This window comes from uncultured Altererythrobacter sp. (assembly GCF_913057185.1).
In the GTDB taxonomy this organism is placed as follows: Bacteria; Pseudomonadota; Alphaproteobacteria; order Sphingomonadales; family Sphingomonadaceae; genus Erythrobacter; species Erythrobacter rubellus.
The window spans coordinates 198,755-217,778 of sequence record NZ_CAJXNK010000001.1 but is presented as its reverse complement, the minus strand read 5'-3'; the positions used below and the strand labels follow the sequence as shown (position 1 = coordinate 217,778).

Sequence of the window (19,024 nt, the reverse complement as noted above, 5' to 3'; positions counted from 1 at the left end):
TGGCGTCTTCCCATTACCTGCTGGTTGACTCAATTGATTACCTCCGCGCCCAATTGCGGATTGAGGCTGGTAACGTGATTGAGCCATTTCTTCGGGCGACGCAGCATATTTTCAGGATACTCAACCCTCAGGCCGATTATCTTGGCGATCTCACCAACGAAATGGATGCAATTGCGCTTGTCGAGATCGTAATATTTGCCAGGCGCATCGCGCCAGGCGCGCATGAGAGCGATGACTTCGCGATATTGCGCGTCCGTTATGGTGATTGTGAAGTGCCGGTTGGTCTTCCTGATGTACTTTGGCTCTTCGATAGAGATATCGTGCTCCACCGGCCCGTTCAGAATCCGGGTGCTGACCGTTTTGGCGGTAAACCCGTAATTCTCGTTGATGACTTCGCCTGAACTCTCAAGCTCGCCCTCCAGCACAATGAATGCATGCGGGTACCGCCCGAACAGCACCGAGCCGTTGAAACTGTGAAAGCTGAGCTGGACATCAGCCAGCGCTGGTGATGCCCAGCCGAATGTGAGCAATGCGAGCAAGATCGAGAGGTAGCGCCCCATAGCGCGCTGTTTTAGCGTGGCTTTGCGGAGGAGCAAGGCGGTTTAGCCTGCCAGCAGGCTCGCATTGCCGCCCGCCGCGGTCGTGTCGACGCAAGTGACCCGTTCTGTGGCAAAGCGCGCCACATAATGCGGCCCACCTGCCTTGGGGCCCGTGCCCGACAGGCCTTCGCCGCCGAATGGCTGGCTCTCCACCACCGCGCCAATCTGGTTGCGATTAACGTAGAAATTCCCCACACGCGCGCGCTGTTCAATAAAACGCTTGGTTGCCGCAATGCGGCTGTGCAGGCCAAGTGTCAGGCCAAACCCGGTCGCATTGATATCGCCGATAACCTTGCCAAGATCTTCGGACGCAAACCTTGCAACATGCAGGATTGGGCCGAAGTTCTCGCGCTTGAGATCGAGGATTGAATTGACCTCGATGATCGCTGGCGCGACGAAACAACCCTTGCTGGTGCCGCGCGGCAGTTTGTGCCGCCACACATTCGCACCGCTTTTCTTGCGGCGCGCAACGTGGCGTTCCAGCGCGGCTTTGGCATCGGGATCGATCACCGGGCCGACATCGGTGTGCATCAAGACCGGATCACCGACATTCAGCGCATCAAATGCTCCGCGGATCATTTCCAGCATTTCGTCGTACACGTCATCCTGAATGTACAGCATGCGCTGCGCCGAACAGCGTTGGCCCGCACTCTGGAAAGCGCTGGCCAGAACGTCACGCACCACTTGCTCGGGCAAGGCCGAGCTGTCGACAATCATCGCATTCTGGCCGCCGGTCTCCGCGATAAAGGTCGCGATCGGGCCTTCTCGTGCGGCCAGCGAGCGGTTGATGGCCTGGGCGGTCTCGGTTGAGCCGGTGAAGGCAACGCCGGCTATGCGCGGGTCGCTAGTGATCATTTGCCCAACATCGCCTGCGCCGGGTAGCAATTGGAATGCTTCTTCGGGCATGCCCGCCTCGTGGCAGAGCCTGACTGCAAGTGCAGCGATCAACGGGGTTTGTTCAGCCGGCTTGGCAACAACCGTATTTCCTGCTGCAAGCGCGGCGGCTGCCGGACCGATAAAGATGGCGAGTGGGAAGTTCCATGGGCTGATCGTGGCAAAGACGCCGCGTCCATGCATCTGCAATAGGTTTTCCTCTCCGGTCGGCCCCGGTAAAGTGATCGGGCCGGAAAACTGGCGCCGCGCTTCAACCGCGTAATAGCGCAGGAAATCAACGGCCTCGCGCAATTCCAGCACAGCATCGACCAGCGTCTTGCCAGCTTCACGCTGGCACAGCGACAAAAACTCTACTGTATGGTCTTCGAACAGCTCAGCCGCGGCTTCCAGTATTACCGCGCGTTTCTGTCCGCCCAATGCATCCCAACCGGGTTGAATATCGAGCGCACGGGTGATCGCATCGGCAACCTCTTGCTCGGTGGAATCGCGGCGTGTGCCGACCTCATGCGTTAAATCTTGCGGTGCATTGATCGGAGCCTCTTTGCCCGCTTCTTCGCCTGCAAATGTTGGCGCGGCATACCAGTGCTTTGTCCCAATCGCGGCAAGCTGATCCTGCAAAGGCGCAAGTACAAGCGGATCGGCAAGATCCACGCCCGCGCTATTAATGCGGCTGCTGAAAATGTTAGCCGGCAGCGGGATCGCCGGATTGCGCTTGGGATCCAGCGCCACAAGTTCGGTCACGGGATCGCCGGTCATCTCTTCGACCGGAATGTCCGCATCGGCCATGCGGTTGACGAAGCTGGTGTTCGCGCCGTTCTCCAGAAGCCGGCGGACCAGATATGCGAGCAGTTCCTTGTGCCCGCCTACGGGCGCGTAAATCCGAACATTGGTGCGATCATTGCCTTCCGCCTTTGCGAGCGCGTCATAGACTTCCTCACCCATGCCATGCAGGCGCTGAAATTCGAAAGCACGCCCAGCCGCCAGCGCTTTGATCGACCCGATGGTCAGCGCGTTATGCGTGGCAAAGGCGGGCAAGATGACATCGCTGTGTTCAAACAGGCGGGCGGCACAGGCAAGATAGGACACATCGGTGGCCACCTTGCGGGTGAACACCGGGAAATCATCATATCCGCCAACCTGGCTCAGCTTGATTTCCGTGTCCCAATATGCGCCTTTGACCAACCGCACAAAGAAGCGGCGGTTGTTGCGCCGGGCAAGCTTTGCGGCCCAATCGCACAATGGCACGCCGCGTTTCTGATAGGCTTGGATGGCCAGGCCGAACCCTTGCCATTGCGATCCATCGGGCCGGAGGAAAAGGGCGTCGTCCGATGCCAGCTCTTCGATGATATCCATCGACAGCTCAAGCCGTTCGGCTTCTTCGGCATCAATCGTGAAATGAATGTCGGCATCGCGCGCTTTGATCGCAAGATCGCGGACGATCGGCACCAGTTCAGTCCGCGCCTGGTCTGCATGCAGGAAATTGTACTTCGGGTGCAGCGCAGAGAGCTTCACTGAAATTCCTGGCGAATTGGCAACGCCGCCCGCAGCCTCGCTAGAGAGGCGATCAAGCGCTCGATGATAGGCCTGCGCATAGCGGCCTGCATCGGCATAGGTCATGGCGGCTTCGCCCAGCATATCGAAGCTGTGCGTAAGCCCCATCTTGCGTTCAGGCTTCGCACGGTCGAGCGCTTCGTCGATGGTGCGACCAAACACGAATTGCCCGCCCAGGATCTTCATCGCCTGAAGCGTTGCCTTGCGCACAACTGGCTCGCCCAGACGGTTCATCGTGCGCTTCAACGTCGCGCCCATGCCGCGTTGCTTCGCTTCAGGGGGATCGAGCACTTCGCCGGTTAGCATAAGCGAGAATGTCGCGGCGTTGACGAAGGTGGATGAGCTTTCGCCTAGATGTTCACCCCAGTCTATCTCGCTCAGCTTGTCGCGGATCAGGAGGTCTGCAGTCTCTGCATCGGGCACGCGTAGCAATGCCTCTGCAAGGCACATCAGAGCGATGCCTTCTTCAGTGTCCAGCCCATATTGATGCAGGAACGCATCGATGCCGCTCGCCTTGGTCTTGCGCGCATCCGTAATCAGCTTGGCGGCCAGCTCTCCTGCCTCAGCATGCAACGCAGAGGCAGGTTGAGCTTGTTTGAGTCGTTCGTTGACACAGACCTCTTCCGTTTCACGATAGGCGCGACGAATAGCAGAACGGTCAATCAGATCGTGCGAGGACACGGCAGCGCGACTCCTGCGAAATTGGCGTTAGGGAGATCGCCCTTGGACCCGGTTTCATATGTAATCAAGTTTTGTGAACACGCCCGAGTGCGCTGCAAGCTTGCAGTTCTGGGCGCATAACCGCTAGTCGCAAACCATGAGTTCAAAGACACCCGATCCAGGACTTTTCGCAGGCGATCTGTTCGGCGAAGTCTATCAGGCCGAATTGGTTACGAAGCCACCGCGCGTAACGCTGGGCGTGCTATTGCCTGGATTGGTGACATGCCTGATCGCGTCGCTTGCGGCGATGTGGCTGGCAGAGCATTATGGTTTTCCCGCGATCTTGCTGGGCCTGTTGATCGGGCTGGCGCTGCATTTTCTGTCAGAGCATCCTGCATTGGGCGCTGGACTGGATTTCGCCGCGCGGCATTTCCTGCGTATCGGGATCGTGCTGTTGGGATTGCAAGTCACGCTGATGCAGATTGGTGCGATAGGCTGGCTGCCATTTGCGGGCCTTTTGGCAATCATGGCGGCCGCATTCGGTGCGGGAATGCTCGGCGCGAAACTGTCGGGGCAAGGCCGCTATGCTGGGATTCTGGCGGGTGGAGCCACCGCTATCTGCGGTGCGTCGGCGGCCTTGGCGCTATACAGTGTGATCGGGCGCGATAGGCTCGATCAGGCTCGCTTCACGATCACATTGGTGGGGGTGGCTCTTGCCAGTGCCCTGGCGCTTTCGGCCTACCCACTGATCGCGGAGACGCTTGGGCTGGATGAGGTCGCGGCGGGCTATCTGGTGGGCGCTTCGATCCATGATGTCGCGCAGGCCATCGGCGGTGGCTATGCGATTTCCGACGCGGCAGGTGCGCAAGCGACGATCATCAAGCTCGCACGGGTAGCGTTGCTGGCGCCGGTAGTTGCACTGGTGGCGTTGTGGCTCGGCGAAGCGGGCGCGTCTGGCGAGTCTCGCAAGCCGATGTGGCGACGCGTCTCCATGCCGTGGTTTATTATCGCCTTCCTCTCACTGGTGCTCGTCAACAGTTTCGTCAGCATGCCGGGCGGCGTTGCGGAGAACGGGCTGGCCGTTTCCAAATTCCTGTTACTGCTGGCTGTGACCGCAACCGCAATGCGTTCGCGCCTCTCGCTCTTGCTGGAAGCAGGCTGGAGGCCGATGGCGCCTGTTATCACAGCAACGCTGGCATCCTTCGCAATGGCGCTATTCGTCGCTACTATGCTGATCTAGCAAGGGCCTGCCTAGGCTGGCCGGGGCAGTGCGGTCGTGCTTTTCATTTCTTCCATGGAAAAGCTCGCGGTGACATCGGCCAGATCCGGAATGCGTTTGATCAAACGCTGATAGATCCGGTCATAATCCGCGATATCGCGCACCCTCAGTTTCAGGATATAATCAATGTCGCCTGCCATCCGGTGACACTCGGCTATCTCATCGATCCCGGCAATTGCTATGTCGAACGCGGACAACCATTCGGGATCATGCCGACGGGTGCGGATGGCAACGAATACGCTTGTGGTGAACCCTAGTTTCGCCGCATTGAGCAGCGCCACCCGCTGAGTGATCACCCCGGCCTCTTCCAGCAATTTGATGCGCCGCCAGCAGGGATTCGTCGAGAGGCCGACCTTGTCAGCAATTGCTTGCACCGAAAGTGATGCGTCTTGCTGAAGCAATGCAAGGATCGCCCAGTCTTTAGTGTCAATTTCTACAGTTTTGTCCATAGCCAGTAAATTATCCCAATTCACTGTATAAATCCACATGACTTTGGGATGTCAATCGCGCGATTGCGTGATAGTTTGCGCTCGAATTCCAAGGAAAAGACCACATCCATGCGCAAATCGTTGCACAAAGCTTTCACAGATCACCCGCAAAGTGTCGGTGAGACCTATTTCGAACATCTCGTTCACGCTTCCGGCTTCGGGGTCAGGATGGTGCTGGGCGGGCTTGCCTGCGTGCTACACGGTTTACTGCCGTTCCTGTTCGTGAAAACCGGTAGCAAGCAGATCGAAACGCTGCATGGCAAAATGGTCGTCAATCGCAGCAAGCTACCCGCGCCAATCGATTTCGTGATCTGATCCAAGGTCGGAAGATCAAAGAAACTCTCCCACTGCGCTGCAAACCCGCTACAATGGCTGAATGAAGCTATTTGCATTTTACTGCCGGGATGGTGAACACAGTGCAATGTTCCGCGAGCATGGCTATGAGGCTTTGCTCGACCATTTCGACAAGCATGGCGATGATTTTGCGGTTGCGGGGCCGATGGTATCAGGCGAGAAAATCGTTGGTTCGCTGCTCGTCATCAAAGCCGGGGACGAAGCCGCGGCGCGAGAGAAACTGGAAGCGATCCCCTATTTCGAGATTGGCGTTTGGCAATCGATCCGCGCCGACGAGTTCCAACCACGCTTCGGTGACTGGTCAAAACATCTGAGCGATTAAGGCTTGAGAATGGTCGAGCCTGTGGTTCGGCGCGCTTCCAGATCGATATGCGCTTGGGCCGCATCCCTCAGCGCGTAAGTCTGGCCTATTGTGACTTTGACCTTCCCGCTGCCCAACATGTCCCAAACGCGCGCGATTCCCGCGCTTCGATCTTCCGGCGTCATGTAGTAATGCATCAAAGTCGGGCGCGTGACGAACAATGACCCCTTCTGCGCCAATATGCCAAGGTTCACTCCGTCTACCGGGCCAGAAGCGTTGCCAAAGCTGACAAGCAAGCCGCGCGGGCTCATGCTATCGAGCGAGGCTTCAAAGGTATCTTTGCCCACTCCGTCAAATACCACAGGCACGCCTGCACCATGGGTGAATTCGCGCACCAGCGGAGCGATTTCCACCTGGTCATAGCGGATCACAAGGTCACAGCCGGCATTGCGGGCAAGCTTCTCTTTGGTGTCCGAAGACACTGTGCCGATTACGCGCACCCCCTTGGCCTTGAGCCATTGCACCATGATCAGGCCCACACCGCCCGCCGCTGCATGCACAAGTATTGTGTCACCCGGCTTTACATCGGCACATCGCTCGACAAGCCCCTCTGTGGTCGCGGCTTTCAGGATGACTGCTGCGGCGATGTCGTCAGATACGTCATCAGGAAGTTTGAACATCGCATCGGCGGGCATCACGCGGTGCGTGGCATAAGCACCAAGCCCCGGCCCCATATAGGCAACGCGATCTCCCTCGTGATAGCCGCTCACGCCTTCGCCGATCGCGATGATGCGTCCGGCCGCTTCAAGCCCCAGACCGCTGGGCAGTTCAATCGGATACAGCCCGCCGCGATGATAGGTATCAATGAAATTGAGACCTATCGCTGTATGTTCGATCAGGACTTCACCGGGGCCAGGAGAAGGCACGTCGCCCTCGACCCATTCGATCGCTTCGGGACCGCCCAGCTGTGTGATCCGTGCGCTGATAAAATTCATTTGGTGTCTCTCAATCCAGGTCAGGTGCCCAGCACCTATGCGCTACCCGCTTGGTGATGACCACTGGCTATTGCAATGAGGTGTTACGCTGTCGAAGTTCAGCTCTGGCTAAGCAAACGACCGGCTACCGCATCCAGCTTTGCGATCAGGTTCGCATCATGTTGGTCGGGGGCAGTAATCACGGCATCTTCCAATGCATAATCGATCGGAGATGACTGACGGCCCTCTGGCAATGCATTGATGAAACGCACAACTGCATCACGCGCGATCTGGCTGTTGATCTGCATTTGCGCGACAACCTGACCAACATCCACTGCTTCGCCGTCGCGCCAGCAATCATAGTCTGTCACCATGCCGATCAACGCGTAAGGCAGTTCGGCTTCACGCGCGAGCTTGGCCTCAGGCATGGCGGTCATGCCGATCACATCAGCACCCCATTCGCGGTACATCCGGCTTTCCGCTCGGGTGGAGAATTGCGGTCCTTCCATTGCCAGATAGGTCGCACCGGTCGCAAGTTTGCCCTTGGCCCCATTTACGGCTGCTGCTGCCATTTCGGACAAGCGCGGACAGACCGGATCGGCCATCGAGACATGCGCCACCAGACCGCTACCGAAAAAGCTGTTCGGCTTGCGGTTGGAGCGGTCAATGAATTGTTCGACAATCGCAAAGCGGCCGGGTTCGATTTCCTCGCGCAGTGACCCTACCGCTGAAATCGCGAGAATATCGGTGCAGCCAGCACGCTTCAACACGTCAATATTGGCGCGCGAATTGAGCTCGTCCGGGCCGATCGGATGGCCACGGCCGTGGCGCGGAAGGAACCGCACGCGCACATCCCCGATGCGCCCGCATAGCACTTCGTCAGACGGCTTGCCCCACGGGCTTTCGATCGCGATCCACTGCGCGTCTTCAAGCCCTTCGATGGCATAAAGCCCCGATCCGCCGATGATCCCGATTGTCCACGGGCTGGTCATTTAGTCTCCCCCTGCACGCCTTGGCATATGGTTTAAGGCGCTATGCCGCGCGAAGGCAAAGATAAAGTTAGCAAACGCCTCTCAGGCGATATCAAAGGGTTTAGGCACCGCTTTCCGGATGAAAGCTTCAGCCTTTGCGAAAGGACGGGCAATCGACTCGCGCGCGCGCATGCGCTTCTGATGCGCTGCCAGCGCGGGATAGCTATCGAGCGGGGCATTGGCAGCAAGGTCGATCTGCATCAAACAGGTCGTAACTGTGATGTCCGCGATCGATAGTGCGTCTCCGGCATGGAACTCACCATCGCCCAATGCGCCGTCAAGATAGGCCAGGATGGGCGGCATCTTTTCCGCCCAGGTTGCGCGCGCTGTGTCGAGGTCAGGCTCTTTCCCGTTCATTGCGGCAAAGGCAATCGCGCGAAAAATGCCCAATCCACCGGTTGCAGCCAAATGGCTGTCGGCATACTCTTCTATCCATAGTGCGCGGCCATAGGCATAAGGCTCAGCCGGGTACATCGGAACGTCCGGATGCTTTTTCTCGATATAGCCGCAGATTGCGGAGCTATCGGCGATCGTGCCAGGGATGCCCTCTTCAGCGATAGAGCGGTCGCGCAGCACCGGGATGCGCTTCATAGGCGAAATCTCGTGGAACCAGTCCGGCGGATCGAACACATTCACCGATTCGAGTTCGAAATCGACGCCCTTCTCTATGCAAAACGCTGCGGCCTTGCGGACAAAGGGTGAAACGGGGCTGCCGTAAAGGACGAGATCGGCCATCGAAAAATTCCTCTCTTGCTCCACTGTGTGATAGCTTCTCTGCGACATTCAGTTGCATAGCGCAATCGATAGGCGCGCGACGCCAACTCTCGTTCTATATTCTCGCAGAATTCGATTGCCCTTGGGACCGTTGCGCCCCATCTTGGCGGCTCGAGAGTTTTCAAATCAGACTGGAGAGAGGCCTATCATGGCGACCCAATATAAAAACCTGATCAACGGACAGACGATCGACACTGGCGAATGGTGCGACGTCGTCAATCCCGCGACGGAAGAAGTGATCGGTCAGGTGCCATCTTGCGGTGCGGCCGAGCTGGACCAAGCAGTCGCGGCAGCGCGCGCAGCATTCAAGACCTGGTCCAAGACCCCGATAGAAGAGCGCCGCGCGACGATTCAGGCCGTGGCGAAAGTCATCCAGGAAAATCACGAAGAGCTCTACCGTTTGCTTACCGCTGAGCAGGGCAAGCCGCATGAGCAAGCCAAGGGCGAGATCATGGGCGCGGCCTATATGGCTGGCAGCCAGGCTACGCTTCAGCTGGACGATGTGATCAACGAAGATTCCGATCAGCGCCTCAGCCGCACGCGCCGCGTCCCCGTGGGCGTGGTCGGCGGCATTGTGCCGTGGAATTTCCCGGTCATGATGGCGATGCAGAAAATCGCGCCGGCAATGCTGTCTGGTTGCACCATTGTGCTCAAGCCTTCGCCGTTCACGCCGCTCACCACGCTGCGTCTGGCAGAGCTGATCAAGGACGTGGTTCCTGCTGGCGTGGTCAACATTATCACTGGCGAAGATTCGCTTGGCCCGTTGATTACATCGCATCCTGATATTGACAAGATCACCTTCACCGGCTCGACCGCGACCGGCAAGAAGATCATGGAGGGCGCGTCGAAAGATCTGAAGCGCATCACGCTGGAACTGGGCGGTAATGACGCGTCAATCGTCCTGCCTGATGCCGATCCGAAGAAGGTGGCGGAGCAATTGTTCTGGTCCAGCTTCTCCAACGCAGGCCAGATCTGCGTTGCCGCAAAGCGCATCTATATCCACGAGGATATCTATGATGAACTGGCCGCCGCGCTGGTCGAATATGCCAAGACCGTGGTTGTGGGCGATGGCGCGCAGCAAGGTACCGGTGTCGGCCCGATCCAGAACAAGAAGCAGTATGAGCGTGTGCTCGAGCTGATCCAGGACGCCAAGGATAATGGCTATAACTTCCTGATTGGCGGTGATGCCGATCCATCGGGCACAGGCTACTACGTGCCGATCACGATCATGGACAATCCGCCGGAAGATGCGCGGATCGTTGCAGAGGAACAGTTCGGGCCGGTTATGCCGCTGATGAAATTCTCTTCCGAGGAAGAGGTGATCGCGCGTGCCAACAATTCCGAATATGGCCTTGCCGGCGCTGTGTGGACCGGCAACCCTGAAAAGGGTGTCGAGATCGCAGAGCAGCTCGAGACCGGCATAGTTTGGATCAACGAATATCTGCACCTCTCGCCCTTCGCGCCGTTCGGCGGACACAAGCAATCGGGCTTTGGCGCGGAATACGGGCAGGAGGGCTTGAAAGAGTTCACCTATCCGCAGGTTATCACGGTCAAGAAAGACGCCGTCGTGGCTTGATCTTTGGGCCTGATCTGTGGGTGACGTTACTGCAGAAGAACTGAATGAAGGGCTGGCCCGTGCATGTGCGCGGGTTGGCCTTTCTGTACCTGAAGGCCTGACGCGGCTCACCGGCGGCGCGACGATGGAAAGCTGGCGGTTTTCCAGTGGCGGAGACGGCTTCGTGCTGCGCCGCGCACCTAGCCTCGCCTTTATGGAAGGTCGCCCGTTCGGTCATGCGACCGAGGCCGCAATCATCGAATCCGCGCGCAAGGCTGGGGTTACCGCGCCGGAAGTGCTGACCGTGCTTGAGCCCGATGACGGTATCGGAAGCGGCTTCATCATGCGCGCGCTGCCCGGAACGCCGAACCCGAGGGAAATCCTCGCGATGGAGGGCGCGGACACGATCCTGCGCGAGGCCGCGCGCGATCTTGCCCGCATCCATTTGCTCAAGCGCGAAGACTTGCCCAGAGATGTGCCGGTGATGGACTATCGCGCGGCAATTGCGGACTTGCGCGCGCAGTTTGAGGAAGCAGGCGGCGATCGCCCGATCATCGCGCTCGGCCTCAAATGGATGGAGGACAATTGCCCCGATCCTTGCGCGCCAGTGCTCAATCATGGCGATTATCGCATGGGTAATGTGCTCGCCGCAGACGGGCATCTAACGGGCGTGCTCGACTGGGAGTTGGCGCATTTCGGCGACCCGCACGAAGACCTGGCGTTCGGTTGCATGGCGGTGTGGCGCTTTGCGCGATATGACCGGCCCGCGCTGGGGCTGGGCTCGCTGGAGGATTATTTCGCCGCGTATGAGGCGGAATCAGGCCGCACAGTTGATCGCGAGCGTTTCCGTTACTGGCTGATCCACCGCACGGTGTGGTGGGCGATGGGTTGCCTCAAATGCGCGAAGGTGTGGCGCGATGGATCGGACCGGATGCTCGAGCGCGTGGTGATCTCGCGCCGTACCAGCGAGCAGGAATTGGACCTGCTGATGCTGCTGGAGAAGGATGCGCCCGAAGAAGAGCGGGCACTGCCAGCGGAACCACTGATCGAGCCTGATGAAAACCACGGTGAAGCAACAAACGGAGAGATTGCCGCTGCGGTTTCCGAATGGCTCGAAACCCTCAAGCCGCTCATGCAAGGACACAACCGCTTCCAGCTGGCGGTTGCGCGCAATGCGCTAGGCATGATCACGCGGGAAGACGATATTGCGCCGCGTGTAACAGAGCCTGACCTGGCGCAAGCGATACTGGATGGTGCGGAGACACTCGCCAGTCCCGGCCTGCTGCGCGAAATGAAGGAAGCCGCGCTAGAGAAGGTTTCGGCAGACGTTCCCAAATACGCCGCACTCGCTGTCGCTCGAAAAAAATGGACCGGAGAGGAATAGGAAATGGATTTCACCATCCCGCAGGGGCTCGAAGACTACTACGCCCAGTTAGAGAAATTCATCGCGGATGAGATCACTCCGCTTGAACAGCAGGATGACAATATCCGCTTCTTCGACCACCGGCGCGAATATGCGCGCACCGATTTCGAGGCGGGCGGCTTGCCGCGTGAAGAATGGGAAGAGTTACTGTGGGAAGCGAAAAAACGCGCGGACAAGGCGGGGCATTGGCGCTTCACCGCGCCGAAGAAATATGGCGGCAAGGATGGCAGCAACCTCTGGATGGCAGTGATCCGTGATCGGTTTGCGCAGCGCGGACTGGGGCTGCACAACGATCTGCAGAACGAGCACAGCATTGTCGGAAATTTCCCCTTCGTCGAAATGTTCGAACAGTGGGGGACAGAGGAACAGAAACAGGAATTCATCCTGGGCGGGTTCGAAGGTACGCGCCGCGTTGCCTTTGGCCTCACCGAACCTGACCACGGCTCTGACGCGACGCATATGGAAACTCGCGCGGTGCGCGAAACGCGCGACGGGGTCGACGGCTGGCTCATCAATGGCGATAAGATGTGGATCACCGGCATGCATGTGGCCACCCATTGCGCGATGTTCTGCCGCACCAGTGGCGAAGATGGCGATGCCAGCGGGATCACCTGTCTGCTCGTGCCCAACCCGACCGAAGGGCTGGAGATCGAAGAGTGGATGTGGACCTTCAACATGCCCACCGATCACCCGCGCCTTTCAGTGAACAACGTGTGGGTGCCTGAAGGTGCGATGCTGGGCGTCGAAGGGCGCGGGCTGTCGCTGGCGCAGAGCTTCGTCCACCAGAACCGCATCCGGCAGGCGGCAAGCTCGCTTGGTGCGGCGCAATTCTGCGTCAATGAAAGCGTCAAGTATGCGCGCCAGCGCAAGCCGTTCGGGGAGGAGCTGGCGAAGAATCAGGCGATCCAGTTCCCGCTTGTAGAGCTTGCGACGCAATGCGAAATGTTGCGCCTGCTGATCTACAAGACCGCGTGGGAAATGGACAATATGCCGCATGAGGAGATCGAGAAGACGATCTCTGACAAGGTTTCGATGTGCAATTACTGGGCGAACCGGCTGGTGTGCCAGGCGGCGGACCGCGCGATGCAGGTGCATGGCGGGATCGGTTATTCGCGGCATAAGCCGTTCGAGCATATTTATCGCCACCACCGTCGCTATCGCATCACCGAAGGCGCAGAGGAAATCCAGATGCGCAAGGTCGCGGCGTATTTGTTCGGCTATCTGGGCCCGAAACGCGGCCAGTTCGGTTAGGAGCTAACCCACAAAACGCGTTGCCTCGCCTTCGCGTGTATTGGCCCCTGCGAGGAAATAGAGCAGCGTTCCCACGCCCGCCAGAAGCCCGGTCGACAGTGCGGCGTTGATCGGCACTTGCGAGGTCAGCCAGATCGTCAGCACAATTGCCATACCGATGATCGCGAGCCAGCGCGGCCCCATCGTCTGCGCTACGCGCCCTTCGCCGCGCCGCCACAATATGATGAGCGCGAGAATGCATGCGGCGATAAAAATCTGCTCTGCCGCAACCAGCATCGTCGCAAGTCTGGCGAATGTGCCCGACGCGGCAAGCAGCGCCACCACTGCGCCGAAGAAAGTGATTGCCACGGACGGCGTTTGGAAGCGCGACGAAACATGCGCGAAAACCGGCGGCAATAGCCCGCGCCGTCCCATGCCGAACAGGATGCGCGGGATCACCACGAAGCCCGCCAGTTGGTTGGTCGCGATTGAGAATATCGCCGCCAGGCTGATCATGGTCACGCCCGTCTGGCCCAACAAGGCCTCGCCCATCGCCGCCAGCGGCACATCGGGATTGTCCTGCTCGATCACGGTCACGCTGTAGGCCAATTGGATCAGCACGTAGAGTGCCGTAACAAAGCCGAGGCTGAGGAAGATCGAGCGGTAGATCGTGGTGGTCGGCGCCTTGGTTTCACCGGCAGAGATCATCGCCACACCTACGCCGGAGAAGGCGTAAGCGATCAGCAAGATCACCGACTCCCCCTCGCTGAAGTCAGGCAGGGCAACTGCTCCCGGCAAACCGTTGGCAATGAGGCCATAACCTGCCAGCAGCAAGATGGGCGCAAGCTTGAGTGCTGTCCCCACCCACATCGCGCCAATCGCTCGGCACGTTCCGATGACAGAGATAAATGTGGCTAGCGCGATCAGGGCAATGACAGTTACCAGCCGGGCTACATCGCCACCAAAGACCGGGAAAAGCGCTGCGAGGTAGGCAACCAGCACGTGGAAATTGGCTGCCCGGCCAGCGAAATTCGCACAGACCACAAACCATCCGACCTGAAAGCCGGCAAAGCGCCCGAACACATGCTCTGCATAGAGCTGCGGCCCGCCAGACTGTTCGAACATGGTCGAAAGCTTGGCAAAGACCCCGGCAAGACAGGCGTAAGCGAATGCAAAGCCCATAATCGCGAGCGGGGCAAAATTGCCCGCACCGGCATATAACAGCGCGGGAAGGGCGAATATCCCTGCACCAATCGCGGCGTTTACATTGATCAGCACTGCTCCGCCAAGGCTAATGGCGCGCGGCGGTGTCACCCCCAAAGTCATTGTCATGCTGTCAACTTCCCCTTGGCGCGCAAAGTGACAGGAACATTCGCCGAGTCAATCAAGTGCTTGGTATACCAGCGCTAGCATAATTGACCCGCCTTGCTAATGTCGCGTGCAATTCAACAGGGGACCCTTCAATGCGCCATCACACCACCACGACCCGCACTCTTGCCGCCGCGCTGCTCGCCGGAGCCGCGATGATTGCCAGCCCGCTGACCGCGCAGGACGATGCCGAAGCTGGTGGTGATGACGGGAAATGGGATATCGAAGCGCCCAAGGGAGCGACGATCCAGCGGGTAGCGATCCAGACGGACGAAGGCACATGGATGGATGTCGATCTCTCGCCCGATGGCAGCACCATCGCTTTCACGCTGCTGGGTGACATTTACACCATGCCGATATCAGGCGGCACCCCGACGCGGATTTCCGAAGGTATGGCGTGGGAAGTGCACCCGCGCTTCTCACCCGATGGCAGCCGCATCGCCTTCACGTCTGACCGTGGGGGCGCAGACAATATCTGGGTGATGAATGCCGATGGCTCGGACAAGCGCCAGGTGACGAAAGAAGACTTCCGCCTGCTCAACCAGCCGACATGGTCGCCGGACGGAAAGTTCATCGTCGCGAAGAAGCACTTCACAACCGGACGCTCGCTCGGCACGGGCGAGATCTGGATGTACCACGTCTCTGGTGGCGGCGGTGTGCAATTGGTCAAGCGTGCCAGCGAAGCGTTGCAGAAGGAATTGGGCGAGCCGATCTACGCGCCTGATGGCAGCGCGATCTACTACACGCGCAACACCACGCCAGGGAACACCTTCATCTACGCGCAGGATTCGAACAGCGGCATCTTTGCCATTGAGCGCTATGATATTGCGACAGGCGAAGTGACCACAGCGGTCGATGGTTATGGCGGCGCGGTGCGCCCGGCACCTTCGCCCGACGGCAAGGAAATCGCCTTTGTCCGGCGCGACAAGGATAAGAGCCAGCTATGGGTCAAGAACATCGCCAGCGGCGAAGAACGCATGATCTATGGCGAGCTGGACATGGACATGCAGGAAACCTGGGCGGTGACGGGAGTCTATCCGAACATGGACTGGACACCGGACGGCAATTCCATTGTATTCTGGGCTGGCGGCAAGATCCGCCGGGTCAATGCAGACGGCAGCGGCGCTGCGGTGATCCCTTTCGCGATCAATGATACGCGCGGCATAGCCGATGCGCCGCATCCCGCGATCGAAGTTTCTCCAGACCGGTTCGCCACCACTATGCCGCGTTTTGCCACGATCAGCCCTGACGGCGGCCGTGTGGTCTTCGAAAGCCTGGGCAAACTCTACACCAAGAGCTTCCGCGGGCGCGATTACCCCACCCGATTAACCGGCGAGAGCGGTGACAAGCTTGAGTTATGGCCTGCTTATAGCCGCGATGGCAGCAAGCTTGCCTATGTCCGCTGGAGCGATGAAGGGCTGGGCGAGATTGTGGTCGCGGAGGCCAATGGCCGTAACCCGCGCGTGATCACAAGCCAGCCAGGCCACTATGCCGTGCCGCGCTTCAGCCGCGATGGACGCACCATTGCGTTTGAGAAGCGCAGCGGCGGCTATTTGACGGCACCCGAATATTCGGAAAACCCCGGCATTTATGTGGTCAGCGCCAGCGGCGGCACGCCAACACTGGTCACCCGCAGCGGGTCTGATCCGCAATTCGGCGATTCCAGTGACCGGTTGTTCGTCACCCGCTTTGGCGGTGACAAGCTGTCGCTCGTCTCGATGGATCTTGATGGTGAGGACGAGCGCACCCATGCCGAGGGCGATCTGGCCAGTGAATTTCGCGTATCGCCCGACGGGCAGACTGTAGCATTTCGCCAGAACTACGAAGTCTTCGCCATGCCGCTGATGCCGGGTGGTAAGCCCGTCAGCGTCAGCGAAAAGGGCGGCTTTGTCCCGGTTACCAAGGTCAGCGAAGGCGGTGCAGACTACATCGGCTGGTCACGCGATGGCGCGATGATCAACTGGTCCATCGGTCCAATGCTCAAGACCGCGCAAGTGGCAGACCTGTTCCCCAACGCGCCCAAGGGGGAAGAGGACGATAGCGAAGGCTTCACGCCGCCAGAGATCGGTGTCTCGCTCGCCCTGACAGTTGATGCCGCCAAGCCGAGCGGTACCGTGGCGCTTACCGGTGCTCGTGTTCTCACTATGGCCGGCGATGGCGTAGGTGCGATCGATAACGCCACGATTGTCATCAGCGGTGACCGGATCCGCGCGGTTGGCCCGGCTGGAGAAACCGCGATTCCGGATGGCGCGACAGTGGTCGATGTGACGGGCAAGGTGATCATGCCCGGCCTCGTCGATGCGCATGCGCACGGTCCCTATGGCACGGGCGATCTGATCCCGCAGCAGAACTGGACCTTGCTTCAGGATCTGGCGATGGGGGTCACTACGATCCACAACCCATCCTCCAGCGCCAGCATGGTCTTCGCCGCGGCAGAGCGCCAGCAGGCGGGCCTGATTACGGCTCCGCGCATCTTCTCGACCGGCGAAGTGATCTATGGCGCAAAGGCCCCTGGCTTCTTCGCCCGGATTGATACCTATGATGACGCGCTGGCCCATGTTCGCCGGATCAAGGCGCAAGGCGGCATTTCAGTGAAGAACTACAACCAGCCACGCCGCGAGCAGCGCCAGATGGTGGCGCGCGCCGCGGCAGAAGAAGGCATGCTGGTGGTGGCCGAAGGCGGTTCGCTGTTCGGCATGGATATGAACCTTGTGGCGGACGGCAACTCGACCGTCGAACACAATGTGCCGGGCGAGTTTTTCTACGAAGATGTGCTGCAGTTCTTTGGCCAGTCACAGTCAAACTACACTCCTACGCTAGGCGTGACCTATGGCGGTCTGGCAGGCGATCCCTATTGGCGACAGGCGACAGATGTGTTTGCCAATCCGCTGATGGTGCACACTCCGCCCAAGCAATTGCTGGCAGCAACTGCGCGCCGGACCAAGGCGCCCGACTGGGCCTTTGTTGATGATGATGCCGCGCGTGAAGCAGCCAAGCTGGCAAAGCGCGGTGTGCGGGTAAGCATCGGTGCGCATGGTCAGCAGGCCGGGATCGCGGCTCATTGGGAACTATGGAGCTTTGCCCGCGGCGGAATGACCGCGGTTGAGGCCTTGCGGGCCGGCACGATCGAGCCGGCGCATTCGCTGGGCATGGCCGATGACATCGGCTCAATCGAAGCAGGCAAGCTGGCGGATCTGGTGGTGCTGAGTGCCGATCCCAGCGAGGACATCGCCAATTCGGACAAGATCGACCAGGTGATGCTCGGCGGGCGGCTGTATGATGCAGCGACGATGAAAGAGGTCGAGACGGGGAATATCGAGCGACGGAAATACTGGTGGGAGTGAAGACGCTCCCGCCACAAAACAAAATTAGTTTCCTTTGTAACTTTCTTGCCTGTGCTATATGACGTTCCTCCAACGTCATCCGAGTCTGTTTGAGAGGTTCCCCCATGCTCGTCGGTGTCCCTAAGGAAATCAAGAACCACGAATACCGCGTCGGTCTGACGCCGGAAGCTGCGCGAGAGTACATCGTGTGCGGTCACTCGGTCATCGTCGAAAGCGGTGCGGGGCTGGGCATCACCAAGACCGACGATGACTATCGCGCCATCGGGGCCGAAATTGTCGATACGGCGGAAGAAATATTCGCGCGCGCAGAGATGGTGGTGAAGGTCAAGGAACCGCAACCGAACGAGTGGGTGCAACTGCGCGAAGGCCAGATCCTGTTCACCTATCTGCATCTTGCGCCCGATCCGGAGCAAGCCAAAGGGCTGATGGAAAGTGGCGTTTCAGCGGTCGCATATGAAACCGTGACCGATCGTGACGGCGGCTTGCCGCTGCTCGCGCCGATGAGCGAAGTCGCCGGGCGACTCTCGATCGAAGCGAGTGCGCAGGCGAGCCACAAGGTCAATGGCGGGCGCGGTATCCTGATGGGCGGCGTGCCGGGCGTGCTTCCAGCAAAGGTTGTTGTGATCGGCGGCGGTGTTGTTGGAACGCAAGCCGCGCGCATGGCGGCGGGGCTCGGTGCGAATGTCGAGATTCTCGACCGCTCGCTACCGCGCATTCGCGAGCTTGACGATATGTTCCAGGGCCGCGTCACAACACGCTATTCCAACGCCGGCACAATCGAGAACGCGATCACCGACGCAGACGTAGTTGTGGGCGCTGTGCTGATCCCCGGTGCAAGCGCACCGAAGCTGGTGACTCGCGACATGCTTGGCCTGATGCAGCATCGCGCCGTGTTGATCGATGTAGCAATCGATCAGGGTGGCTGCTTCGAAACTTCGAAGCCGACCACGCACGAAGACCCGACCTATCTGGTTGATGACATCATCCACTATTGCGTGGCAAATATGCCAGGCGCGGTGCCGCATACGTCCAGCTATGCGCTCAACAACGCGACTTTGCCTTTTGGCCTTGCGCTCGCAAACAAGGGTATTGCGGCGTGTGACGCAGATCCGCATCTCAAGCCGGGCCTGAATGTGCACGGCGGACGGATCGTGAACGAGGCAGTGGCAGAAAGCCTCGGTTTCAGTTGACTATGTGGG

At 59.3% G+C, this 19,024-nt stretch carries 15 protein-coding genes; 8 read left to right on the top strand and 7 right to left on the bottom strand.

Translation table 11 applies throughout. From position 1 onward, the window contains the following. Positions 1-29: 29 nt before the first annotated feature. Entirely contained in the window at positions 30-560 is a 531-nt protein-coding gene (locus tag QZ487_RS01075; RefSeq protein ID WP_285975956.1) for a hypothetical protein, read from the bottom strand. Positions 561-602: 42 nt separating this feature from the next. Next, entirely contained in the window at positions 603-3,725 is a 3,123-nt protein-coding gene (putA, locus tag QZ487_RS01070) for a bifunctional proline dehydrogenase/L-glutamate gamma-semialdehyde dehydrogenase PutA (RefSeq protein WP_296022961.1), read from the bottom strand. A gap of 136 nt (positions 3,726-3,861) precedes the next feature. Here putA and QZ487_RS01065 point away from each other — a divergent pair, with 136 nt between their 5' ends. After that, a complete protein-coding gene (locus QZ487_RS01065; protein ID WP_296022960.1) occupies positions 3,862-4,944 on the top strand; it encodes a putative sulfate exporter family transporter in 1,083 nt (360 codons plus the stop codon). Positions 4,945-4,955: 11 nt separating this feature from the next. Here QZ487_RS01065 and QZ487_RS01060 read toward each other — a convergent pair whose 3' ends face one another. Beyond that, entirely contained in the window at positions 4,956-5,432 is a 477-nt protein-coding gene (locus QZ487_RS01060; protein WP_296022958.1) for an Lrp/AsnC family transcriptional regulator, read from the bottom strand. 108 nt (positions 5,433-5,540) lie between these two features. On the opposite strand from QZ487_RS01060, the gene QZ487_RS01055 reads away from it, so the two are divergent. Next, on the top strand, positions 5,541-5,786 hold the full coding sequence (locus QZ487_RS01055) for a DUF6356 family protein (RefSeq protein WP_296022957.1): 246 nt from the start codon (positions 5,541-5,543) through the stop codon (positions 5,784-5,786). A gap of 61 nt (positions 5,787-5,847) precedes the next feature. Beyond that, the gene (locus QZ487_RS01050) at positions 5,848-6,147 is read left to right on the top strand and encodes a YciI family protein (protein WP_285975953.1); all 300 of its coding nucleotides are present in this window, start codon (positions 5,848-5,850) and stop codon (positions 6,145-6,147) included. Here the strand turns inward: QZ487_RS01050 and QZ487_RS01045 are convergent. The 3 genes from QZ487_RS01045 to QZ487_RS01035 form a co-directional block, all read right to left on the bottom strand. Next, a complete protein-coding gene (locus QZ487_RS01045) occupies positions 6,144-7,121 on the bottom strand; it encodes a quinone oxidoreductase (protein ID WP_296022952.1) in 978 nt (325 codons plus the stop codon). The genes QZ487_RS01050 and QZ487_RS01045 overlap by 4 nt on opposite strands. A gap of 98 nt (positions 7,122-7,219) precedes the next feature. After that, positions 7,220-8,092: an S-methyl-5'-thioadenosine phosphorylase gene (locus tag QZ487_RS01040; protein ID WP_296022951.1), complete on the bottom strand. Its 873-nt coding sequence runs from the start codon at positions 8,090-8,092 to the stop codon at positions 7,220-7,222. Between the two features lie 81 nt (positions 8,093-8,173). Continuing rightward, positions 8,174-8,866, bottom strand: a complete 693-nt coding sequence (locus tag QZ487_RS01035) for a glutathione S-transferase family protein (RefSeq protein ID WP_285975950.1) — start codon at positions 8,864-8,866, stop codon at positions 8,174-8,176. Between the two features lie 187 nt (positions 8,867-9,053). Here QZ487_RS01035 and QZ487_RS01030 point away from each other — a divergent pair, with 187 nt between their 5' ends. The 3 genes from QZ487_RS01030 to QZ487_RS01020 are packed head-to-tail and all read left to right on the top strand — an operon-like array spanning position 9,054 to position 13,134. Continuing rightward, positions 9,054-10,481 (top strand): aldehyde dehydrogenase family protein, encoded by a 1,428-nt coding sequence (locus QZ487_RS01030; RefSeq protein WP_296022949.1) that lies wholly within the window; start codon positions 9,054-9,056, stop codon positions 10,479-10,481. 16 nt (positions 10,482-10,497) lie between these two features. Next, positions 10,498-11,844: a phosphotransferase gene (locus QZ487_RS01025; RefSeq protein WP_285975948.1), complete on the top strand. Its 1,347-nt coding sequence runs from the start codon at positions 10,498-10,500 to the stop codon at positions 11,842-11,844. Between the two features lie 3 nt (positions 11,845-11,847). Beyond that, entirely contained in the window at positions 11,848-13,134 is a 1,287-nt protein-coding gene (locus QZ487_RS01020) for an acyl-CoA dehydrogenase (protein ID WP_285975947.1), read from the top strand. Between the two features lie 3 nt (positions 13,135-13,137). On the opposite strand, the gene QZ487_RS01015 is transcribed toward QZ487_RS01020, so the two are convergent. Then, positions 13,138-14,445, bottom strand: coding sequence for an APC family permease (locus QZ487_RS01015; protein ID WP_296022948.1), 1,308 nt, complete (start codon positions 14,443-14,445; stop codon positions 13,138-13,140). A 191-nt stretch (positions 14,446-14,636) separates the two neighbouring features. Between QZ487_RS01015 and QZ487_RS01010 the strand changes: the two genes are divergently transcribed. Beyond that, positions 14,637-17,825, top strand: coding sequence for an amidohydrolase family protein (locus QZ487_RS01010; protein WP_296024091.1), 3,189 nt, complete (start codon positions 14,637-14,639; stop codon positions 17,823-17,825). A 104-nt stretch (positions 17,826-17,929) separates the two neighbouring features. Then, on the top strand, positions 17,930-19,015 hold the full coding sequence (gene ald / locus QZ487_RS01005) for an alanine dehydrogenase (protein ID WP_296022947.1): 1,086 nt from the start codon (positions 17,930-17,932) through the stop codon (positions 19,013-19,015). The last annotated feature ends 9 nt before the right edge of the window (positions 19,016-19,024 follow it).

Coding starts and splice junctions, on each gene's coding strand:
- QZ487_RS01065 (WP_296022960.1), top strand. CDS start 3,862: ATGAGTTCAAAGACACCCGATCCAGGACTTTTCGCAGGCGATCTGTTC.
- QZ487_RS01060 (WP_296022958.1), bottom strand. CDS start 5,432: ATGGACAAAACTGTAGAAATTGACACTAAAGACTGGGCGATCCTTGCA.
- QZ487_RS01040 (WP_296022951.1), bottom strand. CDS start 8,092: ATGACCAGCCCGTGGACAATCGGGATCATCGGCGGATCGGGGCTTTAT.
- QZ487_RS01050 (WP_285975953.1), top strand. CDS start 5,848: ATGAAGCTATTTGCATTTTACTGCCGGGATGGTGAACACAGTGCAATG.
- QZ487_RS01035 (WP_285975950.1), bottom strand. CDS start 8,866: ATGGCCGATCTCGTCCTTTACGGCAGCCCCGTTTCACCCTTTGTCCGC.
- QZ487_RS01030 (WP_296022949.1), top strand. CDS start 9,054: ATGGCGACCCAATATAAAAACCTGATCAACGGACAGACGATCGACACT.
- QZ487_RS01010 (WP_296024091.1), top strand. CDS start 14,637: ATGATTGCCAGCCCGCTGACCGCGCAGGACGATGCCGAAGCTGGTGGT.
- ald (WP_296022947.1), top strand. CDS start 17,930: ATGCTCGTCGGTGTCCCTAAGGAAATCAAGAACCACGAATACCGCGTC.
- QZ487_RS01045 (WP_296022952.1), bottom strand. CDS start 7,121: ATGAATTTTATCAGCGCACGGATCACACAGCTGGGCGGTCCCGAAGCG.
- QZ487_RS01020 (WP_285975947.1), top strand. CDS start 11,848: ATGGATTTCACCATCCCGCAGGGGCTCGAAGACTACTACGCCCAGTTA.
- QZ487_RS01075 (WP_285975956.1), bottom strand. CDS start 560: ATGGGGCGCTACCTCTCGATCTTGCTCGCATTGCTCACATTCGGCTGG.
- QZ487_RS01015 (WP_296022948.1), bottom strand. CDS start 14,445: ATGACAATGACTTTGGGGGTGACACCGCCGCGCGCCATTAGCCTTGGC.
- QZ487_RS01055 (WP_296022957.1), top strand. CDS start 5,541: ATGCGCAAATCGTTGCACAAAGCTTTCACAGATCACCCGCAAAGTGTC.